Below are 24,560 nucleotides of genomic sequence, written 5' to 3' on the forward strand. Positions count from 1 at the left end.
GATAGACCTCCTTGGGGAGAGGATGGTCATCCGCCCCCTCCCGGGTCTGCTGTGAGCCGGGCTACCCTCGCGGGCCTCGCTGCGGGCGGCGCGCGTGTGGCCCGCGGCGGGGGAGCCGGTCGGGCCTCTCACGGAAATCCCTTTCCGGAACCAAAGGCATCTCCGCTATGAGGAACGTGACCTCAAGTCCTGACCCCGTCTGTACCCGGAGGCCTGATCCCGCACATAAAGGGAGCGTTCCAGACGGCGGAAAGGCGCGGCCTTGAGGAGGGAACCTTGCGCATAGACGTCTATACCATCTTTCCGGGCATCTTCCAGTCCCCTTTGCAGGAGGGGCTGCTGGGCAAGGCCATCCGCAAGGGGCTGGTGGAGGTTCGGGTGCACGACATCCGCGACTACGCCCCGGGCAAGCACCGCCAGGTGGACGACGAGCCCTTTGGAGGGGGGCCGGGCATGGTCCTCAAGCCGGAGCCCGTCTTCGAGGCCGTGACCCGCACCCTGGGCTACCGCCTGGAAGAGCTGGAGCGCCTGAAGAGCGAGGTCTCGGTGATCATGCTCACTCCCCGGGGGGAGAGGCTGACCCAGGAGAAAGTGGCGGAGCTGGCTTCTCGGCCGCACCTGGCCCTCATCTGCGGGCGTTACGAGGGCGTGGACGAGAGGGTCCTCGAGCACCTGTGCACGGAGGCCATCTCCATAGGGGATTACGTTCTATCCGGTGGGGAGTTCGCCGCCCTGGTGATCATCGAGGCGGTCACCCGGCTGGTGCCCGGGGTGGTGGGCAACCTGGAGTCCCTTCGCGAGGAGTCCTTCAGCGGCGGGCTCCTGGAGTACCCCCAGTACACCAGGCCAGCGGAGTACCTGGGATGGAGGGTGCCGGAGGTCTTGCTCTCCGGCAACCACCAGGAGGTGGAGAGGTGGCGCCGCCGCATGGCCCTGGAGTGGACCCGCCGCATGCGGCCGGAGCTTTTAAAGGAGGGAGGAAGGGAAGAGACCTAGCGGTTTTAGGCCATCAAAGACCGTTACCGGCACGGCTTTAGGAAACCGCAAGGTAAGGAGGAAAAAGGCCGGCAAGATGACGGTCTGCCGTAGGTGATCGTTCAGGTTGAGGTCTTGATAGTGAAAAAAGTGGAGGAGGGGAAGGGCAGGGCGTCGGATGGCGGGCGGTAGGCGTTCTTTTATGACCGCGATCCGAAAGACCGAGAGCTGGGGCAGTGGAAGGGGCACGCGCCGGACCCCTCAGGGTGTTCCTATACACCCGCCTTGCGGACGGCGTGACGGAGGGCGCGAGTATGCAGATGGCGCAGGGGGATTTCCTTGTGCGCTGCGAGGCAGGAAGGTCTATACATGTTGCGGGCTTCCATGGGTTAAAATAGGCGGGGCTCACGGCCCGGCTCCCGTCCGGCGGGGGAGGAGTTCCCCATTCGCCAGGGAGGAGAGATGAGAGGCCACGGTGCAGGATCACCGTGTGCCGGAGGGTCGAGGACCGCGCACCGGCGCCTTCCCTTGCCGGGGAAGGGCCGATGGTTTGTAATATAACGGAAAGGAGGAAGAGGATGCAGAAGACGGACGTGGTGGAGAGCGAATACCTGCGGGACGACATCCCGGATTTCCGTCCCGGGGATACGGTTAAGGTCCACGTTAGGGTGGTGGAGGGAAACCGGGAGCGAATCCAGGTCTTTCAGGGCGTGGTCATCGCCCGTAGGGGGGGCGGCACCCGGGAGACCTTCACCGTGCGCAAGGTGTCCTTCGGGGTGGGAGTGGAGCGCACCTTCCCCCTGCATTCGCCCATCATCGCCAAGATCGAGGTGGTCTCCCAGGGCAAGGTCCGGCGGGCCAAGCTCTATTACCTCCGGGACCGGGTGGGAAAGAAGGCCAGGATAAAGGAAAAGCGCCGCACCTGAGGGCCGAGGTCGTCAGCATGTCAGGTCACCTGCCCCGGTCTTTATCGGACGAGGGGGAGCTCGGTGCGCCCGGAGGATATCCGGGAGCGCCGGACGGAGCGGCCGTGAGGGCCGGGGGAGGAAGAGACGGAGAGGGCTCCCAATGGCTGGGGGCTTTCCTCGAGGTGGCGGTGCTCTTCATCACCGCCCTGGTCTTGGCCATCTTCCTACAGGCCTTCTTGATCAAGCCCTATATGATCCCCTCCCCCTCTATGGAGCCCACCCTGAAGGAGGGGGACCGGGTGATGGTGGACCGCATCACCTACCATTTCCGCAAGCCCCGCCGCGGTGAGATAATCGTCTTCCGTTTCAATCCCAACGATTCCGGCAACCACACCCAGGGCGCCAACCCCCTCTCGCGATCTCTGGACCTTCTGGCGGAGGTACTCAACGTCACCCACCAGGAGGCGGTCCCCTTCATCAAGAGGGTGGTCGGCGTGGAGGGTGACATCGTGGAGCTGCGCGACGGCCAGCTCTACATCAACGGCTCCCCCTACCCCACGGAGTACGAGTTCATCTCCGACGGCAGCGACTGGGGGCCGACCGAGGTCCCACAGGGGACGGTGATGGTCATGGGCGACAACCGTCCCAACTCCAACGACAGCCGGCGGTGGGGTTTCGTGCCCCTGGAGGCCATAGTGGGGAGGGCGGTCTTCATCTGGTGGCCTCCGGGCCGCTGGTCCGGGCTTTAGGCGGAAGGCGGACGTGAAGAGCCCCACCCTGGCCGCGGAGAAATGGGCTTATCGCCTGGGTTTCCGCAGGGTTGCCGGCGTGGACGAGGCGGGGCGGGGAGCCCTGGCCGGTCCACTGGTGGCCGCGGCGGTCATCCTCCCACGTCGTGTGGACCTGGGCATCCTGGAGGGGCTTGCCGACTCCAAGGCCATCTCCCCCGCCCACCGCCGGAGGTTGTTCCCCCGCATCCTGGAGGTGGCTGAGGCCTGGTCCTTCGCCTGCGCGCCCCCTTGGGAGATCGACGCCCATGGCCTGCAGGAGGCCAACCTTGCGGCCATGCGCGAGGCCGTGCAGGCCCTCCACCCGCCGCCGGACCTGGTACTGGTGGATTTTTACGCCCTAACCGGGCTGGGGCATCCGCAGTGGTGCCTGGTTCACGGCGACACCCGTTCCGCGAGCGTGGCCGCCGCCTCGGTGGTGGCCAAGGTCATAAGGGACAGCCTGATGCTCACCTGGTGGACCATGTACCCGGAATACGGGTTCGACTCCCATAAGGGCTACGGCACGCCGGGTCACCTGCGGCGGATCGCCGAGAAGGGTCCCGCCCCCTGCCACCGCTCGTCATTCCGGGGCGTTGTCCAGACGCGCATGGACTTGGAATAGGGATGTCCGTGCCGGGGAGTATAAAGACAGCATGGGAAAGGGCAACCTGGTCAAGGGGAGGGCGGGAGAGGAGGCGGCGGCGCGCTTCCTCAAGCGCCGCGGCTACCGCATCGTGGAGCGCAATTTCCGCACCCCCTTCGGGGAACTGGACATCGTGGCTCTCAAGGGAGGCGACCTGGCCTTCTGCGAGGTGAAGTCCAGGACGGGAGGAGATCTCGAGGAGGCGCTCTCGGCGGTGGACGAGAGGAAGAGGGAACGCATGGTCAGGGCGGCGGCCTATTATCTCCTACACAAGGGAGCGGCGGGCAGGCGCTGCCGTTTCGACGTCATCGCCTTGCTGAACGGGCGTGAGGGGTGGAAAATAGTGCACGTCCGGGACGCCTTCGAGGCGGGTGACTGCTGATCCCGTCCCGGGGGCGGCGGGGCGGCCGAGAGACGGAGAGTGGAGGAGCATCCGTCTTGCGACCTGCGTGGCTTTCAGGCAGGCCCGGTGGCGGTAGGAGACCGGGGTGAACGGAGGCCTTCGAGTCTGACGGCGGAGGGAAAGGCACCGTAAAGAGGGAATCCGGTCCGCAGCGTCGTTCGGCCGCGGCGGGCCTGACCATCGAGATATAGAGGGTCGGCCGGCCTCCGCGCCTGCTCCTCTCCCACAGGGGTGCGGAAGCGGTGGTTTGTTTGGCCTAAGGACATACGGAAAGGCGAAGGGCATGAAGACCTGTCCATGGTGCGGCAGGAACAACCTTGACAGCGACGAGTACTGCTTCAACTGCGAAAGGGACCTGAACGCCGTTCCCGGTCCCGATGAGGAACTGGAGCTGGAGCGCGAGATCCGGCGCATCAAGGTGCGCAGGCCCCCTTCCCTCGCACAACTGATCCTCTCCTCGCTGGTGCGAAAGGTGTTACTGGGCGTCCTGGCCCTGGGGGCTTTCTTCATCTTCGCCCTGCTGGCCATATGGCTCAGCTACGACAACTCGGCTGTGGCCCTGGCGGTCCTGGCCTTCCTCTGCCTGGCCCTCCTGGTGGCCGTCTATTATCCGGACGCGCAGCTCTCGAGGAAAGTGGGGACCAGGGGAGTGCTGGTTTCCCTGCTCTCCAATACGGTGCTCCTCGTGGTGATCCTCCCGCCCGGGTTGTGGTTCCTCGACCGCAAGGGATATATCGCCGGGGTGAAGGAGTTCGTTTTCCGTGTCTGGTGGTTCCCCGTCGCCTTCCTCCTTCTGGGTTGCCTCGTGGCCTGGATTTCCGGCAGGCGGGCGTCCGCGGAAACCGCCTCCCCCTGAGAACGGGTTCCCGAGGTCGGAAAGCCCCCTTTGCATCCCCTTTTTATTAAGCTTGCCCTGCTCCGGCAGGAGATGTTGGGGAGGTCGCGTTCCCTGAGGAAAGGCCTCGTCATGCCCCTTCTTTGAGCTTCCGATGCTCCGGCGGCAGAGGACCCGTGAATCGCCTCCCCTTGGATGACGGATTCGCTGCCTTGCCTTCTCAGCCTTGCCTCCTCAGACATGTCGGCAGCGGTGTCAAAAGCGCCGTGGCGGAGCGGTAAACAGGGAGACATAAAATGGGTCCGCGGCTCTGTTGTAAAGCGGCCTTGCGCCATTTTCCTCGTTATGCGCGCCCGGCTTGGCCGTTGACCGCCGGTGATGGAGGGCGGCAGTCGGCCTGGACTTTCCCGGGCGCAAAGGAACCTTCGAGCTGACCGGATGAGAAAGAGCCTAAAATACCCTCACATCTGGGAAGATGTTTCGACGCTCGCGATCCTTTCATGGTCGGCTCGATCTCAGGGCTCATTCGGAATGGACGGCTTTCCCCAGGGAGGAGCGGAGTAGGAGGCGGCTTCACGATGCGATGTTTACATGTCATATTAAACTTATATAATATATATAACATATAAAGGAGGTGGTCCGATGTACGCCAGGGTGGAGAGCTGTTCCATATTGGGGATGGAGGTCATCGGTGTGGAGGTGGAGATAAACACCTCCGGCGGCCTTCCCGGCATTCACATGGTGGGGCTACCCGACGCCGCGGTCCGGGAGTCCTACCGCAGGATAAAGGCGGCCATCGCCAATTCGGAGCTCCCCTTTCCCCGCCAGCTCATAACCGTCAACCTGGCTCCGGCGCACCTGAGAAAGGAGGGTTCCTACTTTGACTTGCCCATCGCTCTGGCCATGCTGGCGGTCTGCGGCATGCTGGAGCCATCGGCCCTGCGGGGAAGGCTGGTGGTGGGCGAGCTGGCCCTCGACGGCAAGGTGAGGGGGGTGCGAGGGGCGCTGGCCATGGCCCTCTGGGCGCGCCGGAGGGGATGGGAGGAGATGGTGGTCCCGGCCGAGAATCTGGCCGAGGCAGCCCTCCCCGGAGGCATACGCGCGGTGGGGGTGAGGAACTTGAGGGAGGCACTGGACCACCTTCTGGGGAAGCCCGTTCCCCAGCCCGACGTCTCCAAGCAGAAAAGGGAGGAGTCCTTTCCCTGTCTCTCTGAGGTCAAGGGACAGTTGCACGCCAAGCGGGCCCTGGAGATCGCCGCCGCCGGAGGCCACAACATCCTCTTCATCGGCCCTCCCGGGTCCGGGAAGTCCATGCTCGCGGAAAGGCTTCCCGGGATCATGCCACCCCTGCTCCCGGAGGAGGTTCTGGAGGTGGCCAGCATCCACAGCATAGCCGGATTGCTGGATCCGGGTGCTGCTCTGTCCACCTCTCCGCCCTTCCGCGCCCCCCATCATTCCATTTCTCATGTGGGGCTGGTGGGGGGAGGGAGGAACTTTCCGCGGCCCGGGGAGATAACCCTCAGCCACCGTGGGGTGCTCTTCCTGGACGAACTGCCGGAATTCCGGCGCGATGCCCTGGAGGTCCTGCGGCAGCCCCTGGAGACGGGAAAGGTCGCCGTGTCCAGATCACTGGTGACCACCACTTTCCCGGCCCGATTCCTGCTCGTGGCGGGCATGAACCCCTGTCCCTGCGGCTTCCTCGGCGATTCCCTGCGTCCCTGCTGTTGCCCTCCCGGAAGGATAAGGAATTACTATCACCGCCTATCCGGGCCGCTCCTGGACCGTATCGACATCCAGGTGGAGGTTCCCCGGCTGAGGCCTCAGGAACTGGTGGAGCTTCCCGGCGGGGAGAGGTCGGAGTCCGTGCGGGAGAGAGTGGTGGCGGCGAGGGAAAGACAGAGGAGACGCTGGGGAGGTGCTTCCGCCACCAACGCACAGGTGGAGACGGGCAGGTTATACGAGGCCTGCCGCTTGGGTGAGGAGGAGAGGCGTTTCATGTATCTGGCATCCGAGAAGATTGGGCTTACCGCTCGCGGCTTCGACCGCTGCCTCAGGGTGGCGCGCACCATCGCCGACCTTGCCGGGAGAGACGGGGTGAGCGTGGCGGACCTGGCGGAGGCCGTGCAGTACCGCTCCCTGGAGAGAATCAGAGATTCCCTTCTCATGCAGGAGGTCGGCCATGCGGGTTGAGGGGAAGGTAAGCCGGCTGCCGATGGGGGAGAATCGCACGGGCGACCCCGCCGTGGAGAGGGAGAGGGCTTACCGGACGGCCCTGGCCCTCCTCCCCCGCATGAGCCCGGTCTCTCTTCCCCGCATGATACGCATGGCGGGAGGGGCGGAGGAGCTTTGGGAGACCCTCTGCAGGGGAGGGGAGCGGGCGGTGGCCCTGGCGGGAGGAGAGAGGGCCGGGGAGTGGAAAGAGGCCTGCCGGCGGACGGATCCCCAGAGGTCGCTCGATGGGCTGGTCCGCCGAGGGATAAGGGTCGTCCTGCCCGGTGAGGACGCCGTGCCGGAGGTCCTGTGGAGGATCTACGACCCCCCGGCGCTGCTCTTTGCCAGGGGAAGGGAACTCCCCCGCAATGCGGTGTGTGTGGCCGTGGTGGGGGCGAGGAAGGCCACCTCCTACGGGCGGAGATGCGCGGAACATCTGGCCGCTGCTCTCGCCGGAAGAGGCGTGGTGGTGGTATCCGGCGCGGCCTACGGCATCGACGCCCACGCTCACCGGGGCTCCCTCCAGGCCGGGGGCTTCACGGTTGCGGTGCTGGGTTGCGGGATCGACAGGGTTTACCCGCCGGAGCATGCCGGGCTCCTGGCGAGAATAGCTGAGAGCGGATGCCTGCTGAGCGAATATCCTCCCGGGGAGGAGCCTCAACCCTGGAAGTTTCCCCACAGGAACCGCATCATCGCCGGTCTCTCCCTCGCCGTGGTGGTGGTGGAGGCCTCGGCCAGGAGCGGAGCCCTCATCACCGCCGACCTCGCCCTCGAGGAGGGCCGCGAGGTGATGGCGGTTCCCGGCCCCATCGGCCATCCCCTGACCGAGGGCACCCATTCCCTGATCAAGAAGGGGGCCAAGCTGGTCACCGGGGTCGAGGACATACTGGAGGAACTGCCCGTGGAGGCCCTGCGACAGCTGGAGCGGGGGAAGGAGGGGAGGGCCGCCGGTGAAGCGGATTCCCTGGAGGGGTGGCCTCCCCTCAGTTCGATGTCACCCCATGAGAGGGCGGTGATCGCCGTCCTGGGCCAGGAACCCGGCACGCTGGACCTTATTTCCCTCCGCACCGGAGTGGAACCCCATGAACTCCTGGCGACGCTCGCCTCCCTGCTCATAAAGGGATGGGTGCGCCAGGATGCCGGCGGGCGCTACTGCCTCTCTCCCTTTCCTCCACAAGGTCCTTTCGGCTGAAAGGGCATCCAAAGCTCAACTATTTCAACAATAATAATATTATTCAACTTTAAATTCAGATATTGACAATAATGTATTTTAGTTTAATATTATGTTATACTTTAACAGCAGTGCGGCCCGGAGGGGGAATGATGCGGGAGTTGGTGGAGGGATACCTCAGGCATCTCAGCGCGGAAAGGCAGCTCTCGCCCCAGACGCTCCGCGCCTACCGCTCGGACCTGGAGCTCTTCGTCGATTTCTGCCGGCGATGGGGCGTGGATGACCCTTCCCGTGTGGATCACCGCCTGCTGCGGCGCTACCTGGCTTACCTTCAGACCCGGGGTTACGCCCGCACGACCATCGCCAGGAGGACGGCGGCGGTGAGGAGTTTCTTCCGCTATCTGGTGAGGACCAACCGCCTGAGGTGCGATCCCACCCTGGCCCTCACACCGCCGCGACGGGAGAGGCGGCTGCCGCGGGTCCTCAGCCTGAGGGAGATAGAGGAGGCGGAAAGGCGACAGGGACTTCAGGTGTACCGAACTTCCCTGCGGGATATGGCCCTGGTGGAGCTCCTTTACGCCACGGGGATGCGCGTGGGTGAGCTCGCCGGCCTGGACGTGAAGGACCTGGATATGCGCAGAGGGGAGGTGAAGGTTCTCGGTAAAGGGCGCAAGGAACGCGTGATACCCGTGCACCAGGCGGCGCTTCAGCTGCTCCGGGCATACATGGAAAAGGAGAGGCCCATCCTGGCCGCCAATCGTGTCGGTGGGGAGACGTCCGGCGACCCCCTTTTCCTCAGCGTGCGGGGCGGCAGGCTTGGCGATCGGGGGGTGCGACGGGTGGTGGAGCGCTTCTTTCGCAACCTGGAGGGTGGGAAGAGGGTGAGCCCGCACACACTCAGGCACACCTTCGCCACCCATCTCCTCCAGGGCGGAGCAGACCTCAGGTCTGTGCAGGAGCTGCTGGGTCATGTTGATTTATCTACTACCCAGATATATACTCAACTGAGCAGGAAGAGACTCAAGGAAGCTTTTTTTCAGGCCCACCCCCGCGCGTGAAGCTCCCACAAAAGCGAGCGCCCGGAAATCGAGACAGGGAGAATGTTGAACACGGCAGACTTTTACAAAAGAGGGGCGAGGTTGGAAGGCATCGAAGAAGTCGGCGAACTCTGGAAGCAGTTCAAGGAGAAAGGGTCACAGGAGGCCAGGGAAAAACTTATTCTGAACTACGCCCCCCTGGTGAAGTACGTGGCGGGTAGAGTGTCTTCCAGTCTACCTCCGAACATCGAATACGCCGACCTGGTCAGCTACGGGATATTCGGGCTCATCGACGCCATCGAGAAGTACGACCCCGATAGAGGCATCAAGTTCGAGACCTACGCCATCGCCCGCATCAAGGGCGCCATCATCGACGAGCTACGCTCCATCGACTGGGTGCCGCGCTCCATACGCTTCAAGGCGCGGGAGATCGAGAAGGCCTTCGTCGCCCTGGAGAACGAGCTCAAGCGCCTCCCCACCGACGAGGAGGTCGCCAGACACATGAACATCACCCTTGACGAGTACAACCAGCTCCTGCAGCAGATGAGCTTCATCTCCCTGGTGGCCCTGGACGAGCTCTGGAACGTGGGAGGGGACAAGGGAGACAAGGTCAGCCTGGTGGACACCCTGGAGGATTCCCGCGCCGAGGACCCCTCCAAGACCTACGAGATAGAGGAGATGAAGCAGATCCTGGCCGAGGCCATCAACCGCCTACCGGAGAGGGAGAAGATAGTCGTCACCCTCTACTACTACGAGGGGTTGACCCTCCGCGAGATCGGCGAGGTGCTGGGGGTGACCGAATCCCGCGTCTGCCAGATGCACACCAAGGCCATCCTCCGCCTCCGGGGCCGTCTGGCCAACGCCAAGGGGTTGCTCGAGGTGTAGGGTTAAGGCGGTATGGCTCAAGATACCCTGTCGTCCCCATGGGTGCGTTCCGGGTTGAAAAAGGTCGAGGGGGCATCCTCTCATCGCTCCTGAGCAGGTTACTTCTTTGACCCCCCTTTAACCTGTGCTATATTTATCTCGCACCCAGACTTTGGAGGAAGGAGGTGGGCCGCGGAAGGAGCGCAGGGAAGAGAGGGGTGCGGAAGGCCCGCCGTGAGCGGGATTTTTTTTGGCCGTAACATCACACACGTCCGCGGACCCGGTCCCCGGGTGCCCTCCGGGGTGGGGATGCGGGAGGGAAGCGGGCGGAGGAAGAACCATGGGAGGTAACATGACCGTCGTATCCATGAAGCATCTCTTGGAGGCCGGGTTCCACTTCGGTCACCAGACCCGCCGCTGGAACCCAAAGATGGCCCGGTATATCTTCACCGAGCGCAACGGTATCTACATCATCGACCTGCAGCAAACCCTCGCCCTCATCGAGGTGGCCTACAACTTCATCCGGGACCTGGTTGGAAACGGGGGCACGCTCCTTTTCGTGGGCACCAAGAAGCAGGCCCAGGAGGCCATCCGGGAGAACGCCCAGCGCTGCGGGATGCCCTACGTGGTCAACCGCTGGCTGGGCGGCACCTTGACCAACTGGGTGACCATCCGGCGACGCATCGAGAAGCTCAGGGAATTGGAGGAGATGGAGGTCTCGGGGGACATCGATGCCATGCCCAAGAAGGAAGCCACGCGAGTCCGGCACCAGCTGGCCAAGTTGAGGCGCAACCTGGAGGGCTTGAGGGACATGGAGAGGCTGCCGGACGCTCTCTTCATCATCGACCCGCGCAAGGAGAACATAGCCCTCATGGAGGCGCGCCGCATGGAGATACCGGTTGTGGCGGTGGTGGACACCAACTGCGATCCGGACCTGGTGGACTACGTCATCCCCGGGAACGACGACGCCATCAGAGCGGCCAACCTGATATGCAAGATCATCTCCAACGCGGTGTTGGAAGGCCTGCAGATCCGCGAGATAATGCAGGCCGGTTCGGGCGGCGAGGAGGAAGAAGCCTACGCGTCCGCCGCGGTCGCCGGAGGGGACGGGGAAGGCTCACCGCCGGAGGAAGAGACGGACGCCGAATGAACCACGCCGGCGGCGACGGGCCGGTTGGAGGCATGGATTGAAGGAGGAGTTATGGAGATCAACGCTGCAGAGGTGAAGGCCCTAAGGGAGAGGACGGGTGCCGGCGTGATGGACTGCAAGAAAGCCCTCCAGGAGGCGGAAGGGGATATGGATAAGGCCCTGCGCATCCTGAGGGAGAAGGGGCTGGCCGGCGCCAAGAAGAAGGCCGGGCGCAGTACCGCGGACGGCATCATCGACGCCTACATCCATCTGAACAACCGTGTCGGGGTGCTCCTGGAGGTGAACTGCGAGACCGATTTCGTGGCTCGAAACGAGGTCTTCCGCTCCATGGTGCACGACATCGCCATGCACATCGCCGCCTCCGCGCCCCTCTACGTCTCCGCCGAAGACATACCCCCGGAGGTGTTGGAGCAGGAGAGGGAGATCTACCGCAAGCGAGCCCTCCAGGAGGGGAAGCCGGAGAACGTAGTGGACAAGATCGTGGAGGGCAGGCTGAAGAAGTTCTACGAGGAGGTCTGCCTCCTGGACCAGCCTTTCGTCAAGGAACCCGAGATCACCGTGGGTGAACTGGTACAGCGCACCATCGCTGCGGTGGGCGAGAACATCGTGGTGCGCCGCTTCGTCCGCTACCAGCTTGGGGAGACCCTCTCCGAATGAAGGCCGGACGGGCCTTTTCCCGGGCCGCTCCCCGGGGTGGGAAGGTAGCCGCCTTGGAAGGATAGAATAAATCTTAGAAGGTTGCCGAGCGGAACAGGGCCGATGGCGGAGGTGGGGATGAACGCCGGAGAGGAGGGAAAAGCCCGGCCCCGTTACAAGCGGGTGCTCATCAAGCTCAGCGGAGAGGCCTTCATGGGCGACAAGGAATACGGAATAGACCCCGATACCGTGAACGCCATCGCCGACGAGCTCGCGGAGGTCAACCGGCTGGGCGTACAACTGGCCATCGTCGTAGGAGGCGGCAACATCTTCCGCGGGGTGGCCGCCAGCGCCAAGGGGATGGACCGCGCCGCCGCGGACTACGTGGGCATGCTGGCCACGGTCATGAACTCCCTGGCCCTCCAGGATGCCCTGGAGAAGAGGGGGGTCTTCACCCGGGTGCAATCGGCCATCGAGATGCAGGCGGTGGCCGAACCCTACATCCGCCGGCGGGCCATACGGCACCTGGAGAAGGGCAGGATCGTCATCTTCGCCGCCGGCACGGGGAACCCCTATTTCACAACCGACACCACCGCTGCCCTCAGAGCCCTGGAGATCGGGGCGGAGGCCATCCTCAAGGCCACCATGGTGGACGGGGTCTACGACTCCGACCCCCTCAAGAACCCGGAAGCGGTGATGTACAGTTCCCTCAATTACATCGAGGTCCTCCAGCAGGGCCTCAAGGTCATGGACGCCACCGCGGTGTCCCTGTGCATGGACAACAGCCTGCCCATAGTGGTCTTCAACATGACCGTGCCCGGAAACATCATCAAGGTCCTCTTCGGGGAGAGGATCGGGACCATCGTCTCCTCGGAGAAGGACGAGAAAGATTAGGGCGCGTACTTTTTACCATCGGCGGACGTCTTCCCGCGAACCTCCCCCTCCTCGGAGAGGGAGGGGGAGGGGAGGAAGCCATGACCGGAAGGTGAGGGGTCTCCTCCGGGAAGGCGGAGCGGCGGGAAGGGAGGGAGGAGAGGTCGAAGGTCGGAGCATGAGAGGACGGTCTTGAGGAAGACCCGCGGTATGTTCGTGGATGTGGAGGAGGGAAGACAAGTGGTCGAGGACGTGTTGAAGGACGCGGAGAGAAGGATGAAGAAGGCGGTGGAGCACGTCCGCGACGATTTCGCGGCTATCCGGACCGGGAGAGCCAGCGCTTCGCTCCTCAACCGGGTATACGTGAACTATTACGGGCAGCAGACCCCTCTGAACCAGATAGCCTCCATCGCCGTTCCCGAACCGAGCCTTCTGGTGGTCTCGCCCTACGACAAGAGCGTAATCAACGAGATCGAGAAGGCCATCCTGGCCTCGGACCTGGGTTTGAACCCGGTCAACGACGGGAACGTCATCCGGTTGCCCATCCCCAAGCTCACCGAGGAACGGCGCAAGGAGTTGACCCGTATGGTCCGCGCCAGGGCCGAGGAGGGCAGGGTGGCCATCCGCAACATCAGGAGGGACGCCATCGAGGACCTGCGGGCCTTCGAGAAGGAGGGGGAGATCACCAAGGACGACCTGCACCGTGGCCAGGAGGAGGTCCAGAAGCTCACCGACCGCTACATCGCCGAGACGGACGAGATGCTCAAGGTGAAGGAAAAGGAGCTCATGGAGGTCTGATTTGGCGGATGGGGGCAGGGAGGTGGCCGCTCCGGGCGGCAGGACCCTCCGGGAACGTTTCGCCGACCTGGCGGCGCGCGTGGTCAGCGCCGTCATCCTCGTCCTGGTGGTGGTCATCCTCCTTTGGTGGGGGGAGATTCCCTTCACTGCGGGAATGACCCTCATCGTGGCGGGAGGCCTCTGGGAACTCCATTCCACCTTCCGCCGCCACGGATACCGCCCCGCGGGCTGGCTTTCCCTTGCCGCTGGCTGCTCCTTTCCGGTGATGGCCTACTTCCTACAGAGGGGGGAGAGCGCCGACCTGACCCCTATGGTCGCCGCGCTGGCCCTCTGCGTGCCAGTGCTCCTGGCCTGGTGCCTCTTCGGTCCGCATTCCGGATCCCCCACCACCGACGTGGCCGTCTCCCTCCTGGGGGTGGTTCTGGTGGGGTTCTGCCTCTCCCATTTCGTGCTCATGCTGCGCTTCGACACCGTGAGCTGGACGGCGCCCTTCGCGGTCATCGTCATGGTCTGGATATACGACGCCGTGGCCTATTTCGCCGGCTCGGCCTTCGGGAAGCACAAGCTGGCGCCGCGCATCAGTCCCGGCAAGAGCTGGGAGGGGACCCTGGCAGGATCGGCGGGCGCCTTCATAGCCGCTTATATCCTCTACCTGACCCTCAACCGGGCCTGGCTTACCCTGGGGGTGAGTATGGAGCTGGCGGCCGTGGTTTGTGTCTTCGGTCCCCTGGGCGACCTCTCCGAGTCCATGGTCAAGAGGGAGCTGGGGATAAAGGACATGAGCTCCCTAATCCCCGGACACGGGGGGATAATGGACCGCTTCGACAGCATGTTCCTCACCGCCGCAGTTTCCTATTATTTCCTCCGCTTCCTGGTCTTCAAGGCCTGATCCCCTCCGGCGGGCGATGCGCGCTCCGCCTCCGCCCCCGGCGCGGGGCGACGGACCTTCGACGGCACGCCTCTCACCGCCGCCCTTTTTCTTTTCCTGTGTTTCCTTGACCGAAAGGCCGAATTCCGCGCGGGAACCCTCGTTTCGGGGACCCGAGACGACCACGGTCGCTTCCTATGCTTTCTCGTTTCAGGCGGAGGGAGAAAAAGGTGAACCGTATTGCTGCATATTCCCCGCCGTTTTACTGTTTCTGCCCGTTTTCCGGACCGTATGCTTCTGGTACACTTCGCTGCCTCTTAAAAGAGGCCATGTGTGTCGATCCCCTTCCGCTTTAGGGCGACTTTTAATGAATGTGGGGGTCCGCCTTCCCGCCCGCTGGAAGGATGGAGAAAAGGCGCCGAGGCCGGTGCTCGCCTTCTGCCGAATGGTCGTCATCGATTCGCCATCCAACCGGCGATGAAGCTCTCGGAATGCTGCCCGATGGTCATCTTTATGTCTCCTGGCCACCTCGGCGATGGGGGACACACACCCCAAGCCAGCCGGGTTCGAAGGGTCAGGCGGTGGCATCCTTCTTCTCGGCCAGTTTGCTCCCCCGCGAGAACCCCACGAGTCTTAGGAGGCGACTTCCGGCGGATCGTTTCTCCTTCAATATGTTAGAATGCTCCTGGTGCTGGGGGAGGCGGTTCGCGAGTCTTCCCTCCGCTTATCGGCATCGGGCCGCGAAGGAGTCATAAAAAGGGAGGCCTATCGAGGGAGGGGTGAACTATGATCCACACCGGTATGCTTCTGGCCCGCAACGCGCGCAAGTTCCCCGAGAAGGAGGCCCTGGTCTTCGAGGACAGGCGCTACAACTACCGGGAGCTGAACGAGGCGGCCAACCGGCTGGCCAACCACCTCATCGCCCGGGGGGTGAAGAAGGGCGACAAGGTGGGTATGTTGAGCTTCAACTCCGATTCCTTCGTCATCTCCTATTTCGCCGTCATGAAGACGGGGGCCGTGGTGGTGCCCCTCAACTTCAGGCTGGCTCCGCCGGAGGTGGAATACATCCTGGACAACTGCGACGCCGTGGCCTGCGTGCTGGGCGCGGAGTTCGCGCCCCTGGCGAGGGAGATAAGGGACCGTCTGCCGGCGGTGCGGGACTGGATCCTCCTGGACGGGGAGAGGGCGGAGGATTTCCAGTATCTGCCGGAAATCCTCGAGAAGGGCGACGCGTCGGAGCCGGAGGTGGAGATAGGCCTCTTCGACGAGTCGGCCATCATCTATACCTCCGGGACCACCGGGAGGCCCAAGGGCGCGGTGTTCAACCACTACTGCCACCTGATGATCGGGACGGCCATGATGTCCGAGCTGGGGATGAACGAGACCGACCGCATCCTGCATGTGGCTCCCCTCTTCCACTCCGCGGAGCTCCACCTCTACCTATGGCCGGGCACCTTCCTGGGGGCCACCCACGTGGTCATGAAGTTCTTCGTCCCCGAACAAACGCTTCAGACCATCGAGAAGGAGCGCATAACCCTCTTCTTCGGGGCACCGGCCATGTACCTCCTCATGATGCAGGTGCCGGATTTCGAGAAGTACGACTTGAGTTCCGTCCGCTACTGGGCTTATGGGGCGGCACCCATGTCCCGGGAGCAGGTGCTCAAGGCCATCGAGATGTTCAAGACCGACCGCTTCTTCTGCCTTTGCGGGCTGACGGAGGGAGGTCCGGGCGGGGTACGCCTGCGCCCGGAGGACCAGGTCAGAAAGGCGGGAGCCGGTGGCCTGCCGGTGGTCAACTGCGAGTCCCGGGTGGTCAACGAAGCGGGGGAGGACGTTGCCGTGGGGGAGGTCGGGGAGTGGCTGGTGCGCTGTGAGAGCAACATGCTCTACTACTACAAGAACCCGGAGGCCACGGCGGAGACCCTCACCCCGGACGGCTGGGTGCGCACCGGAGACCTGGCGGTGGTCGACGAGGAGGGCTACGTCACCCTTGTGGACCGCAAGAAGGACATGATCATCTCCGGGGGGGAGAACATCTATCCCCGGGAGATAGAGAACGTGCTCCTCACCCACCCCAAGGTGGCCGATGTGGCCGTGGTGGGCGTCCCGCACGAGATATACGGGGAGACGGTCAAGGCCTTCGTGGTCCTGAGGCCCGACACCGAGGCGGCGCCCGAGGAATTGCGCGAGTTCTGCGTGGGGAAGCTCGGCGATTTCAAGATCCCGCGGCTCTGGGAGTTCGTGGAGAGCCTGCCGCGCAATCCTTCCGGAAAGGTCATGAAATACCTCCTGCGCCAGCAGTCCGCCTAGCTGGGGCGCGGACCCCTCCTCCCCGGAAGCACGGGCGCCGTGCCGGCGGGGGTTGCGGGAAGGGACGTCCCCTGGGGAAGATGCCGGACCGGGCCGGATGGCGCGGTGGACTTGGCCCCCGTCGGTTGGCCTGGCAGGCTTTTCCAGAACGTGAAGTGTCTCCGCATCCTTGGAAAAGTCTTGGATGAGACCTTTCCCGTCCGCATGGGCTCCGTGAGGCGCGCCTCACCGCCGCCCCGCCAACCCTTATAATGTTCGTATGGATAAGGAGACCGGGAAGAGGGGCGTGTCCATCCTGGGCTCCACCGGCTCCATAGGCAGGCAGGCACTGGAGGTGGTGGAGGCCCACCCCGACCGTCTTCGGGTAGTGGCCCTGACGGCTCACAGCAATTACCAGCTCCTGGAAGAGCAGGCACGTCGCTTCAGACCTCTTTTCGTGGGCCTCGTGGATGAAGGGGCGGCTGCCGAGCTGCGGCGAAGGCTCTCGGGCATGGGCATGGCCGTGAGTGCGGGAGCCGAGTGCCTCCTGGAGGCGGCCGTGCACCCGGAGGCGGAGGTGGTCCTCAACGCCGTGGTGGGATCGGCGGGGCTCCCTCCAACCTTGGCCGCCCTGGGAGCGGGAAAGCGCCTGGCCCTGGCCAACAAGGAGAGCATGGTGGCAGGGGGGGACCTCGTGCTCCAGGCCCTTAGGGAGGGAGGGGAGATCGTACCTGTGGATTCCGAGCACGGCGCCGTCTTCCACTGCCTGCGCGGCGAGGAGATGCGCCACGTGGAGAGCATCGTCCTCACCGCCTCGGGGGGCCCCTTCCGCGGCCGCCGCCGCGAGGATCTGGCCTCGGTCACCGTGCGCGAGGCGCTCTCCCACCCCACGTGGAGCATGGGGCGCAAGATAACCGTGGACTCGGCGACCCTCATGAACAAGGGGCTGGAGGTCATCGAGGCCCATTTCCTGTTCGGGCTGCCCTATTCGAGGATAAAGGTGGTGGTCCACCCCCAGAGCGTGATCCACTCCCTGGTGGAGTTCGTGGACGGCTCCTTCGCCGCCCAGCTCAGCCTCCCGGACATGCGCCTGCCCATATCTCTGGCCCTCTCCTACCCGGAGAGGTGGGGCCCACCCTTCACCCGCACGGTCCTGGCCGAGCTGGAAAAACTTACCTTTGAAGAGGTGGACCGCGAGACCTTCGCCTGCCTGGACCTGGCCTACCGGGCCGGGGAGGCGGGGGGGACGGCACCCGCGGTGCTCAACGCGGCCAACGAGGTGGCGGTGGCGGCCTTCCTGCGGGGAAGGCTCCCCTTCCTGGGCATCGAGGAGGTCATAGCCGCCACCCTGGAGGAACACCGTCCCCGCCCGGTGCGCACCCTGCAGGACGTGCAGGAGGTGGAGGAGTGGGCCCGCGCCCGGGCGGAGGAGGCGGTGGAGACCCAGGCCGGTAACCCGGCCGAGCCCGGGAGGTCCTGATGTCCGGGCTTGACCCGGGAGGAGCAATGGGCGGAACTACCAAGAGGTGAACTAGGTTGAGTGCGGTCCTTTACGTGTTGGGAGCCCTCGGGGTGGTGATCCTCCTGGTGCTCACCCACGAGCTGGGGCACTTCCTGGCCGCCCGCGCGGTGGGCGTGAGGGCCACGGAGTTCTTCATCGGCTTCGGGCCCCGCATCTGGAGCACCCGCCGGAGGGGCACGGAATACGGGATAAAGTGGATACTGGTGGGCGGCTACGTGAAGATCCTGGGCATGAGCCCGGAGGAGGAGGTCAGCCCCGAGGAGTGGCCCCATTCCTACAAGGGAGTCTCCCGCTGGCGACGTCTCTGCATCATCGTCTCCGGATCCCTGGCCCACGTCGTCCTGGCTCTGCTCATCGCCTTCCTGGTCATCTGGCTCATAGGGGTGCCGGTGCTCACCAACACCGTCGGGTCGGTGGGGGAGTACGTGGAGGAGACCGGTGAGGAGACCCCCGCCCACCGCGCGGGCCTGCAGCCGGGGGACACCATCATCTCCATGGGGGGGAGGGAGACCCGGGATTGGGAGGAGGTACGCGGTTTCATCGCCTCCCATCCCGGGGAGGAGGTGGAGATCATCGTCCTGCGCGACGGTGAAACCGTCGTCCTGGACGCCAGGCTGGCGGAGCTTCCCGGCGGGCGGGGATTCCTGGGCATAAGCCCTTCAGCGGGAGAGGAGCATTATTCCCTCGCCGCCTCCCTGGTGGAGACGGGAAAGTGGTTCCTCACCTATTCGGGAGGCGTATTCTACAGCATCTACCGGGTGTTCAACCTATCGACCTTCAAGCAGCTCCTGGGGATATCACGCCCCACCGAGGACCGTCCCATGACCGTGGTGGGGATAACCAGGGTGGCGGGAGAGCTGGCCGGGGAGGGGATGTATTACTTCCTCAACTTCATAGCCTTCATCCTCCTCTTCCTGGCCTACATCAACCTGTTGCCCCTGCCCCCCCTGGACGGGGGCCACATCCTCATCCTCCTGGTGGAAAGGATTACCGGCAAGGAAGTGGACCTGCGGAAGCTCTATCCCGTGGCCGCCGCCGTGCTGGCCTTCTTCGCCGTCCTCTTCCTTCTCACCTTGCGGCTGGACATCACCAGCCCCGTTTCACTGCCATGAGCGTGCGCAAGCTGACCCGTCGCGTGATGATCGGTGACGTCCCGGTGGGGGGAGGGGCACCGGTCAGCGTACAGTCCATGACCAATACTCCCACCCAGGATGCCGAGGCCACGCTGGGGCAGATCCAACGCCTGCACGAGGCGGGGTGCCAGATCGTCCGCGTGGCCGTGCCCGCCCTCAGGGGCGTCGAGGCGAAACTCCGGGATTCCCTGCGCAGGATAGTGGAGGGTTCCCCCATCCCGGTGGTGGCAGACGTGCATTTCGACCACCGCCTGGCCCTCCTGGCCCTGGAGGCGGGGGTACACGGACTGCGCATCAACCCCGGGAATATCGGGGGCGAGGAGAAGGTGCGGGAGGTGGCCCTTGCGGCAATGAGGAAAGGGGTCCCCATCCGGGTAGGGGTGAACGCCGGTTCCCTCCCCCGCGACATCCTTGCCCGGCACGGGCACCCCACAGCGGAGGCGCTGGTGGAGAGCGCCCTCCGGGAGATCGAAATCCTGGAAAGCTGCGGCTTTTATGATATAAAGGTGTCCGTGAAAGCCTCCTCGGTCCCGCTGACCGTCAGCGCCTACCGCATGCTCTCCGAGGCGGTGGACTACCCGCTGCACCTGGGGGTGAGCGAGGCGGGCCCCCCGTGGACGGGAACCATACGTTCGGCGGTGGGCATCGGAGCCCTCCTGGCGGAGGGGATCGGGGACACCATACGGGTCTCCCTGGCCGGGGACCCGGTGGAGGAGGTCAGGGTTGGCCTGGCCATCCTCAAGGCCCTGGAGCTGGTCAGGCGGGGCCCGGACATTGTGGCCTGCCCCACCTGCGCCCGGTGCCGCCTGGACGTGGCCGCTTTGGCCACCGAGCTGGAGAGAAGGCTGCGTGACCTGCGCGCCCCCCTGCGCATTGCGGTCATGGGTTGTTCGGTGAACGGCCCGGGGGAAGCCCGCGAGGCGGACCTGGGGGTAGCCGGGGGTCGGGAGCGCGGGCTCCTCTTCCGAAAGGGAGAACCGGTGGGGTGGTATCCCAAGGACGAGCTTCTGGAGGTCCTCCTGCGTGAAGCCCTCCGGATGGCGGAGGAGTTCGAGGCGCGTGCGGCCACGGGCTCCCAAGGTTCGGCTCGGGAGGACGATAAGCACGGGAGGCCGGATTGAGGGGAGGCCGTCCCTTTCCATGCCGGGAGGACGGCGGTCGAGAAAGGGAGTGACCGGGGAAGGAAGACGAGGCGAGGGAGAGGCATGAGACAATCGCGTACTTTTATCCCCACCCTGCGGGAGAGCCCGGCGGACGCGGAGATAGCCAGCCACCGCCTCCTGGTGCGCGCCGGTTACCTGCGCAAGGTGGCCTCGGGCATCTACGAGTTCCTCCCCCTGGGGACCAGGGTGGTGCAGCGCATAAGCCGCATCATCCGGGAGGAGATGAACGCCGCCGGCGCTCAGGAGGTCATCCTCCCCATAATGCAGCCCCGCGAGCTCTGGGAGGAGAGCGGTAGATGGGCCAAGTACGGGCCGGAGATGATGCGCCTCAAGGACCGCGCCGGCCGGGATTTCGGGCTGGGTCCCACCCACGAGGAGGTGATCACCGACCTGGTGCGCTCCAACGTGTCCTCCTACCGGGACCTGCCTCTGAACCTCTATCAGATCGGGACCAAGTTCCGGGACGAGGTGAGGCCACGCTTCGGCCTCTTGCGGGCCAGGGAATTCCTCATGAAGGACGCCTACAGCTTCGACCGCGACGAGGAGGGGATGCGCCTCTCCTACCAGGCGATGTACGAGGCCTACGGGCGCATCTTCACCCGCTGCGGCTGCACCTGGCGGGCGGTGGAGGCGGCCACTGGGCTCATCGGGGGCGACGTCTCCCACGAGTTCATGGTCCCCGCCGCAGTGGGAGAGGACCACATCGCCTTATGCGACGCCTGCTCCTACTCCGCGAACCTGGAGCTGGCCGGTTACCGCCGGGTCGAACCCCCGAGTGGAGAAAGGAAACCGATGGAGAGAGTTTCCACCCCGGGGCAGCGCACCATCGAGGAGGTCAGCGCCTATCTGGGGCTGGAGCCGCGGCGCATGATAAAGTGCCTCATGTACCTGGTTGAGGGAAAGCCGGTGGCCGTTCTGGTCCCAGGGGACCGGGAGGCCAACGAGGTGAAACTGGCCCGGGTCCTGGGCACCGACGAGTTCCGGCTCTTCAACGAGGCGGACTGGAGGGATCACCCGGAATACCTGCAGGGTTACGTGGGTCCCGTGGGCCTGGATACCGCGGAGGTGATCGCCGACGAGTCCCTGCGCGGGGCCGGCGGGCTGGCCTGCGGGGCCAACCAGGAGGATCATCACCTGGTGAACGTGGAGGAAGGACGCGATTTCCGGCCCCACCGCTTCGCCGACGTGACCTCGGCGCGGACGGGCGATCCCTGCCCCCGTTGCGGTGAACCCATGCGGGTGGAGGCGGGCATAGAGGTTGGGCAGGTCTTCCAGCTGGGCCTCAAGTACTCGGAGGCCATGCGCTGCTATTACCAGGACGAGGACGGCGAGACCAGGCCTATGTACATGGGCTGTTACGGGATCGGGGTCACGCGCCTGATGGCCGCGGTGGTGGAACAGCATCACGACGAAAGGGGCATAATCTGGCCCCTCTCGGTGGCCCCTGCCTTCCTGCACGTCCTGGCCCTGGATTACCAGCGGGAGGAGAGGAGGAGAGCCGCCGAGGATCTCTACGTTGAGTGCCTGAGGAGGGGCTGGGAGGTCCTCCTCGACGACCGTGAGGAGAGCGCCGGAGTGAAGTTCGCCGACGCCGACCTTTTGGGGATCCCCTTCCGGGCGGTGATCGGCAGGGGATACGAGGAGGAAGGGACCCTGGAGCTCCAGGAGAGGGCCACCGGACAGAAGGTACGGCTGGCCCCGGAGGACCTCTTCCGCCGCCTGCAGGAGGCGCGGGAGAGCTTCCGGGACCTCGCCGAGCGAGGGGACCTTTGATTCTCCGGGGACAGAGTCGGGGGCGGCGCCCCGTGGTTCGCGGAAGATAGAGATGGAGGGGTGGTCACGGCATGGATAGGTTCGTGGTACACGAAGAAGGGCTGGAATGGGTGCCGGCCGATTTCCCCCGCGCCCAGATGAAGGTACTGTACATGGATCCGCGAGGTGGGGGGCAGATATTGCTGGTGCGCTTCGAACCCCACTGCGAGATGCCCGAGCACGCCCACGCCGCATCCGACGAAGCGGCCTACGTCATGGAGGGCGAGTTGCGGCAGCCGCTCCCGGAGGGCGGGGAGGAGATATTCCGCAAGGGTCATTTCGTCTTCCTGCCGGCCGGGATGAAGCACGGCCCCTTTTTCGCCGGCGAGGAGGGCTGCACCATCATCAGCGTCTTCTACGGGCCTTTACGCTGAGCGATGGCGGGCGGCGCAAGAACCGGGCATTTTAAATGACTTGCATTCAGGCCCTCCCTCTCCGGGGACGAGAAACTGACGCTCGGATGACGGGTTGGGAAACCCTGCCACGCGGATGACGATGTAGGATGTATCCCCATAAGAAGAAACGTCCGCGGATGAGGGGATGGGGTGGAGTGAGCCACAGCGTCCCAAGTAGCGGCGGACACGGGATGGAGTGAGGAGGGAAGGGTGGGTAGGCCGTGGAGCGTTGATGCCGGGTTGAGGAGGTTTTCCAGCGCCGTCTTCCATCCCCTGGGGTGGGCGCTCGGACACCTCCTAAGTCCCAACCTGCTAACCACTTTCTCCGTGCTCACCTCGGCGGCGGTGGGCTACTTCTTCGCCCGGGGGCGCTTCTTCCTGGGTGCCTGGTTGATGTTCCTGGCCGGTCTGTTCGACATCTGGGACGGGCAAGTGGCCAAGCTCACCGGGCGGGTGACGACCTTCGGGTCCTTCTACGACTCCACCGCCGACCGTGTGGCCGATTTCCTGTACTCCCTGGGGACGCTGTACTACTTCACCGTGCAGCGTATCTTCGACGTGGCCTTCATGGTCGCCGGCTACATGGTGCTCTCCTCCCTGATAAGCTACGTCAAGGCCAGGGCGGAGGGCCTGGGGATATCCTGCGGGGTGGGGCTCCTGGCCCGCCCGCTGCGCATGGTCCTCTTCGGGATCCCCCTCTTCATATACGGGTTCACCGGAAACCTGTGGACCTTCAGGGGCTCCCTGTATCTGGTCCTGGCGCTTGGCGTAGAGACCCTGATCCACCGGGTCATGGTGGTCCACCGCGGCGCCAGGGAGAAGGACGCCAGAGCGGGAGGTGCGGGTCGGGAGGCTTGACGGGCGGGTCGGTGATGGAAGTCCGGACGCCGCGGCATGGGAGGCGAGCGGGAAGGCGAGTTCAGAGGATCCTTTGCGGGGAAGGGAGATTTTGGAAAGCTGACCGGGATGAATAGTGAGAGCCGGGTCGGCGGAACGGGTAATCCCCACCGGCGCAGGGAAAGCACGCCGGAAGGCAGTTCGTTTGATTTGCCTGCCGGAGAGGCGGGGAGGCGCGGTTTCCGGCGGGATGAGATTTCGGGTGAGGAGAACGGAGATCGGGAAGGCCCATGATTAGGTGGCGAAAGTTGGCGGAAGATTGGTGGGGAAGGATAGGCGAGGAGGCTCCGGGATACTTAAAATATATCCTTTTCCGGAGCGCCTGCTATCTGGTGGGCGCGGTGCCGGCGCAGGTCTCCCACGCCGTGGCCCTCGGTGTGGGTGAGGCCACTTACCGGCTGTCCAGGAAGAAGCGGGAGGTGGTCTACGAGAACATGCGGCGGGTGAGGCCGGAGGCGGGACCGGATGAATGGAAGCGCCTGGCGCGCGGATGTTTTCGGGAATATGCCCGTTATTGGGTGGATTTCCTCCGCTGCTACCACCTCACCTTCCCGGAGATCTTCTACCGGCTGGTGGTCCCACACGGGGTGGAATGGTTCCAGCGCTGCCTTTCCCAGGGGAGGGGGGCGGTGCTGGCCTTGCCCCATTACGGGAGCTGGGACATGATCGGCGGCTGGGTGGGACACCAGTTCCCCTTCTGGGCGGTGGCCGAGCGGCTCAAGCCCCGCCCCATGTACGAGTTCCACACCGAGCTACGGAGGCGGATGGGCATCCGGATAATCCCCCTGGGCGAGAACACGGTGGAGAAGGTCATCGAGGTCCTCTTGCGGAACGAGATGGTGGCCCTCCTTTCCGACCGGGTGATCGCCGGAGCGGGTGTGGAGGTGGAGTTCTTCGGGGAGAAGGTCCTCATGCCCGTGGGCCCGGCGCTCCTGGCGGTGAAGCTGGGTACCCCGGTAATCCCCTGCCAGATCATCCTCCAGGACGGCAAATACCACGGCTACGTGGGGCCGCCCCTGGACATAGAGGTCACGGGGGACACTCGCCGCGACGTGCAGGCGAACACCCAGAAGTTGGCCCGGGTTTTCGAGGGTTTCATCCGCCGCGATCCCACCCAGTGGCACATGTTCCAGCCCATCTTCGGAAAGCGGGAACCCTCGAACGGAATGGGGAAAAGGGAGGAGAACGGCGATTGAGCTCCTGGGGT

General features: G+C 64.6%; 23 protein-coding genes. All 23 read left to right on the forward strand.

Translation table 11 applies throughout. The features are described from left to right. Positions 1–276 precede the first annotated feature (276 nt). Positions 277–996: a tRNA (guanosine(37)-N1)-methyltransferase TrmD gene (trmD, locus tag H7007_RS00350; protein ID WP_287152494.1), complete on the forward strand. Its 720-nt coding sequence runs from the start codon at positions 277–279 to the stop codon at positions 994–996. A gap of 557 nt (positions 997–1,553) precedes the next feature. After that, the gene (rplS, locus tag H7007_RS00355; protein WP_287152495.1) at positions 1,554–1,901 is read left to right on the forward strand and encodes a 50S ribosomal protein L19; all 348 of its coding nucleotides are present in this window, start codon (positions 1,554–1,556) and stop codon (positions 1,899–1,901) included. A gap of 104 nt (positions 1,902–2,005) precedes the next feature. Further along, a complete protein-coding gene (gene lepB, locus H7007_RS00360; protein WP_287152496.1) occupies positions 2,006–2,632 on the forward strand; it encodes a signal peptidase I in 627 nt (208 codons plus the stop codon). Positions 2,633–2,645: 13 nt separating this feature from the next. Then, positions 2,646–3,275, forward strand: a complete 630-nt coding sequence (gene rnhB / locus H7007_RS00365; RefSeq protein ID WP_287152497.1) for a ribonuclease HII — start codon at positions 2,646–2,648, stop codon at positions 3,273–3,275. 31 nt (positions 3,276–3,306) lie between these two features. After that, positions 3,307–3,678, forward strand: a complete 372-nt coding sequence (locus H7007_RS00370; RefSeq protein ID WP_287152498.1) for a YraN family protein — start codon at positions 3,307–3,309, stop codon at positions 3,676–3,678. A 304-nt stretch (positions 3,679–3,982) separates the two neighbouring features. Continuing rightward, positions 3,983–4,555 carry a hypothetical protein gene (locus H7007_RS00375; protein ID WP_287152499.1) on the forward strand — a complete coding sequence of 191 codons (573 nt, stop codon included), beginning with the start codon at positions 3,983–3,985 and terminating at the stop codon, positions 4,553–4,555. 621 nt (positions 4,556–5,176) lie between these two features. After that, the gene (locus H7007_RS00380) at positions 5,177–6,724 is read left to right on the forward strand and encodes a YifB family Mg chelatase-like AAA ATPase (RefSeq protein ID WP_287152500.1); all 1,548 of its coding nucleotides are present in this window, start codon (positions 5,177–5,179) and stop codon (positions 6,722–6,724) included. After that, complete coding sequence (gene dprA / locus H7007_RS00385; RefSeq protein WP_287152501.1) at positions 6,714–7,937, forward strand: DNA-processing protein DprA; 1,224 nt, start codon at positions 6,714–6,716, stop codon at positions 7,935–7,937. The genes H7007_RS00380 and dprA overlap by 11 nt, the downstream gene beginning before the upstream one ends. A 131-nt stretch (positions 7,938–8,068) precedes the next feature. Continuing rightward, positions 8,069–8,974, forward strand: coding sequence for a tyrosine recombinase XerC (locus tag H7007_RS00390; protein ID WP_287152502.1), 906 nt, complete (start codon positions 8,069–8,071; stop codon positions 8,972–8,974). A 42-nt stretch (positions 8,975–9,016) separates the two neighbouring features. After that, positions 9,017–9,838 (forward strand): RNA polymerase sigma factor WhiG, encoded by an 822-nt coding sequence (whiG, locus tag H7007_RS00395; protein WP_502754840.1) that lies wholly within the window; start codon positions 9,017–9,019, stop codon positions 9,836–9,838. 331 nt (positions 9,839–10,169) lie between these two features. Continuing rightward, positions 10,170–10,967: a 30S ribosomal protein S2 gene (rpsB, locus tag H7007_RS00400; protein ID WP_350340594.1), complete on the forward strand. Its 798-nt coding sequence runs from the start codon at positions 10,170–10,172 to the stop codon at positions 10,965–10,967. 51 nt (positions 10,968–11,018) lie between these two features. Next, positions 11,019–11,624, forward strand: coding sequence for a translation elongation factor Ts (gene tsf / locus H7007_RS00405; RefSeq protein ID WP_287152505.1), 606 nt, complete (start codon positions 11,019–11,021; stop codon positions 11,622–11,624). Positions 11,625–11,741: 117 nt separating this feature from the next. Then, positions 11,742–12,497 carry a UMP kinase gene (pyrH, locus tag H7007_RS00410; RefSeq protein WP_350340595.1) on the forward strand — a complete coding sequence of 252 codons (756 nt, stop codon included), beginning with the start codon at positions 11,742–11,744 and terminating at the stop codon, positions 12,495–12,497. A 189-nt stretch (positions 12,498–12,686) separates the two neighbouring features. Beyond that, on the forward strand, positions 12,687–13,274 hold the full coding sequence (gene frr, locus H7007_RS00415; RefSeq protein ID WP_350340596.1) for a ribosome recycling factor: 588 nt from the start codon (positions 12,687–12,689) through the stop codon (positions 13,272–13,274). Position 13,275: 1 nt separating this feature from the next. Next, positions 13,276–14,163 carry a phosphatidate cytidylyltransferase gene (locus H7007_RS00420; RefSeq protein WP_287152508.1) on the forward strand — a complete coding sequence of 296 codons (888 nt, stop codon included), beginning with the start codon at positions 13,276–13,278 and terminating at the stop codon, positions 14,161–14,163. Positions 14,164–14,928: 765 nt separating this feature from the next. Next, complete coding sequence (locus H7007_RS00425; protein ID WP_287152509.1) at positions 14,929–16,452, forward strand: long-chain-fatty-acid--CoA ligase; 1,524 nt, start codon at positions 14,929–14,931, stop codon at positions 16,450–16,452. Positions 16,453–16,711: 259 nt separating this feature from the next. Beyond that, positions 16,712–17,911, forward strand: coding sequence for a 1-deoxy-D-xylulose-5-phosphate reductoisomerase (locus H7007_RS00430; RefSeq protein ID WP_287152510.1), 1,200 nt, complete (start codon positions 16,712–16,714; stop codon positions 17,909–17,911). A 56-nt stretch (positions 17,912–17,967) separates the two neighbouring features. After that, positions 17,968–19,065 carry a M50 family metallopeptidase gene (locus tag H7007_RS00435; protein ID WP_287152511.1) on the forward strand — a complete coding sequence of 366 codons (1,098 nt, stop codon included), beginning with the start codon at positions 17,968–17,970 and terminating at the stop codon, positions 19,063–19,065. Then, entirely contained in the window at positions 19,062–20,207 is a 1,146-nt protein-coding gene (ispG, locus tag H7007_RS00440) for a flavodoxin-dependent (E)-4-hydroxy-3-methylbut-2-enyl-diphosphate synthase (RefSeq protein ID WP_287152512.1), read from the forward strand. Before H7007_RS00435 ends, ispG begins: the two co-directional genes overlap by 4 nt. A gap of 84 nt (positions 20,208–20,291) precedes the next feature. Continuing rightward, positions 20,292–22,022, forward strand: a complete 1,731-nt coding sequence (locus H7007_RS00445; RefSeq protein WP_287152513.1) for a proline--tRNA ligase — start codon at positions 20,292–20,294, stop codon at positions 22,020–22,022. Between the two features lie 71 nt (positions 22,023–22,093). Further along, positions 22,094–22,435 carry a cupin domain-containing protein gene (locus tag H7007_RS00450; protein WP_287152514.1) on the forward strand — a complete coding sequence of 114 codons (342 nt, stop codon included), beginning with the start codon at positions 22,094–22,096 and terminating at the stop codon, positions 22,433–22,435. Between the two features lie 231 nt (positions 22,436–22,666). Then, entirely contained in the window at positions 22,667–23,314 is a 648-nt protein-coding gene (locus H7007_RS00455) for a CDP-alcohol phosphatidyltransferase family protein (RefSeq protein WP_287152515.1), read from the forward strand. Between the two features lie 287 nt (positions 23,315–23,601). Then, positions 23,602–24,549, forward strand: coding sequence for a phosphatidylinositol mannoside acyltransferase (locus tag H7007_RS00460; protein ID WP_287152516.1), 948 nt, complete (start codon positions 23,602–23,604; stop codon positions 24,547–24,549). The last annotated feature ends 11 nt before the right edge of the window (positions 24,550–24,560 follow it).

It is taken from the genome of Candidatus Solincola tengchongensis (assembly GCF_015711935.1).
In the GTDB taxonomy this organism is placed as follows: domain Bacteria; phylum Actinomycetota; class Geothermincolia; order Geothermincolales; family RBG-13-55-18; genus Solincola_A; species Solincola_A tengchongensis.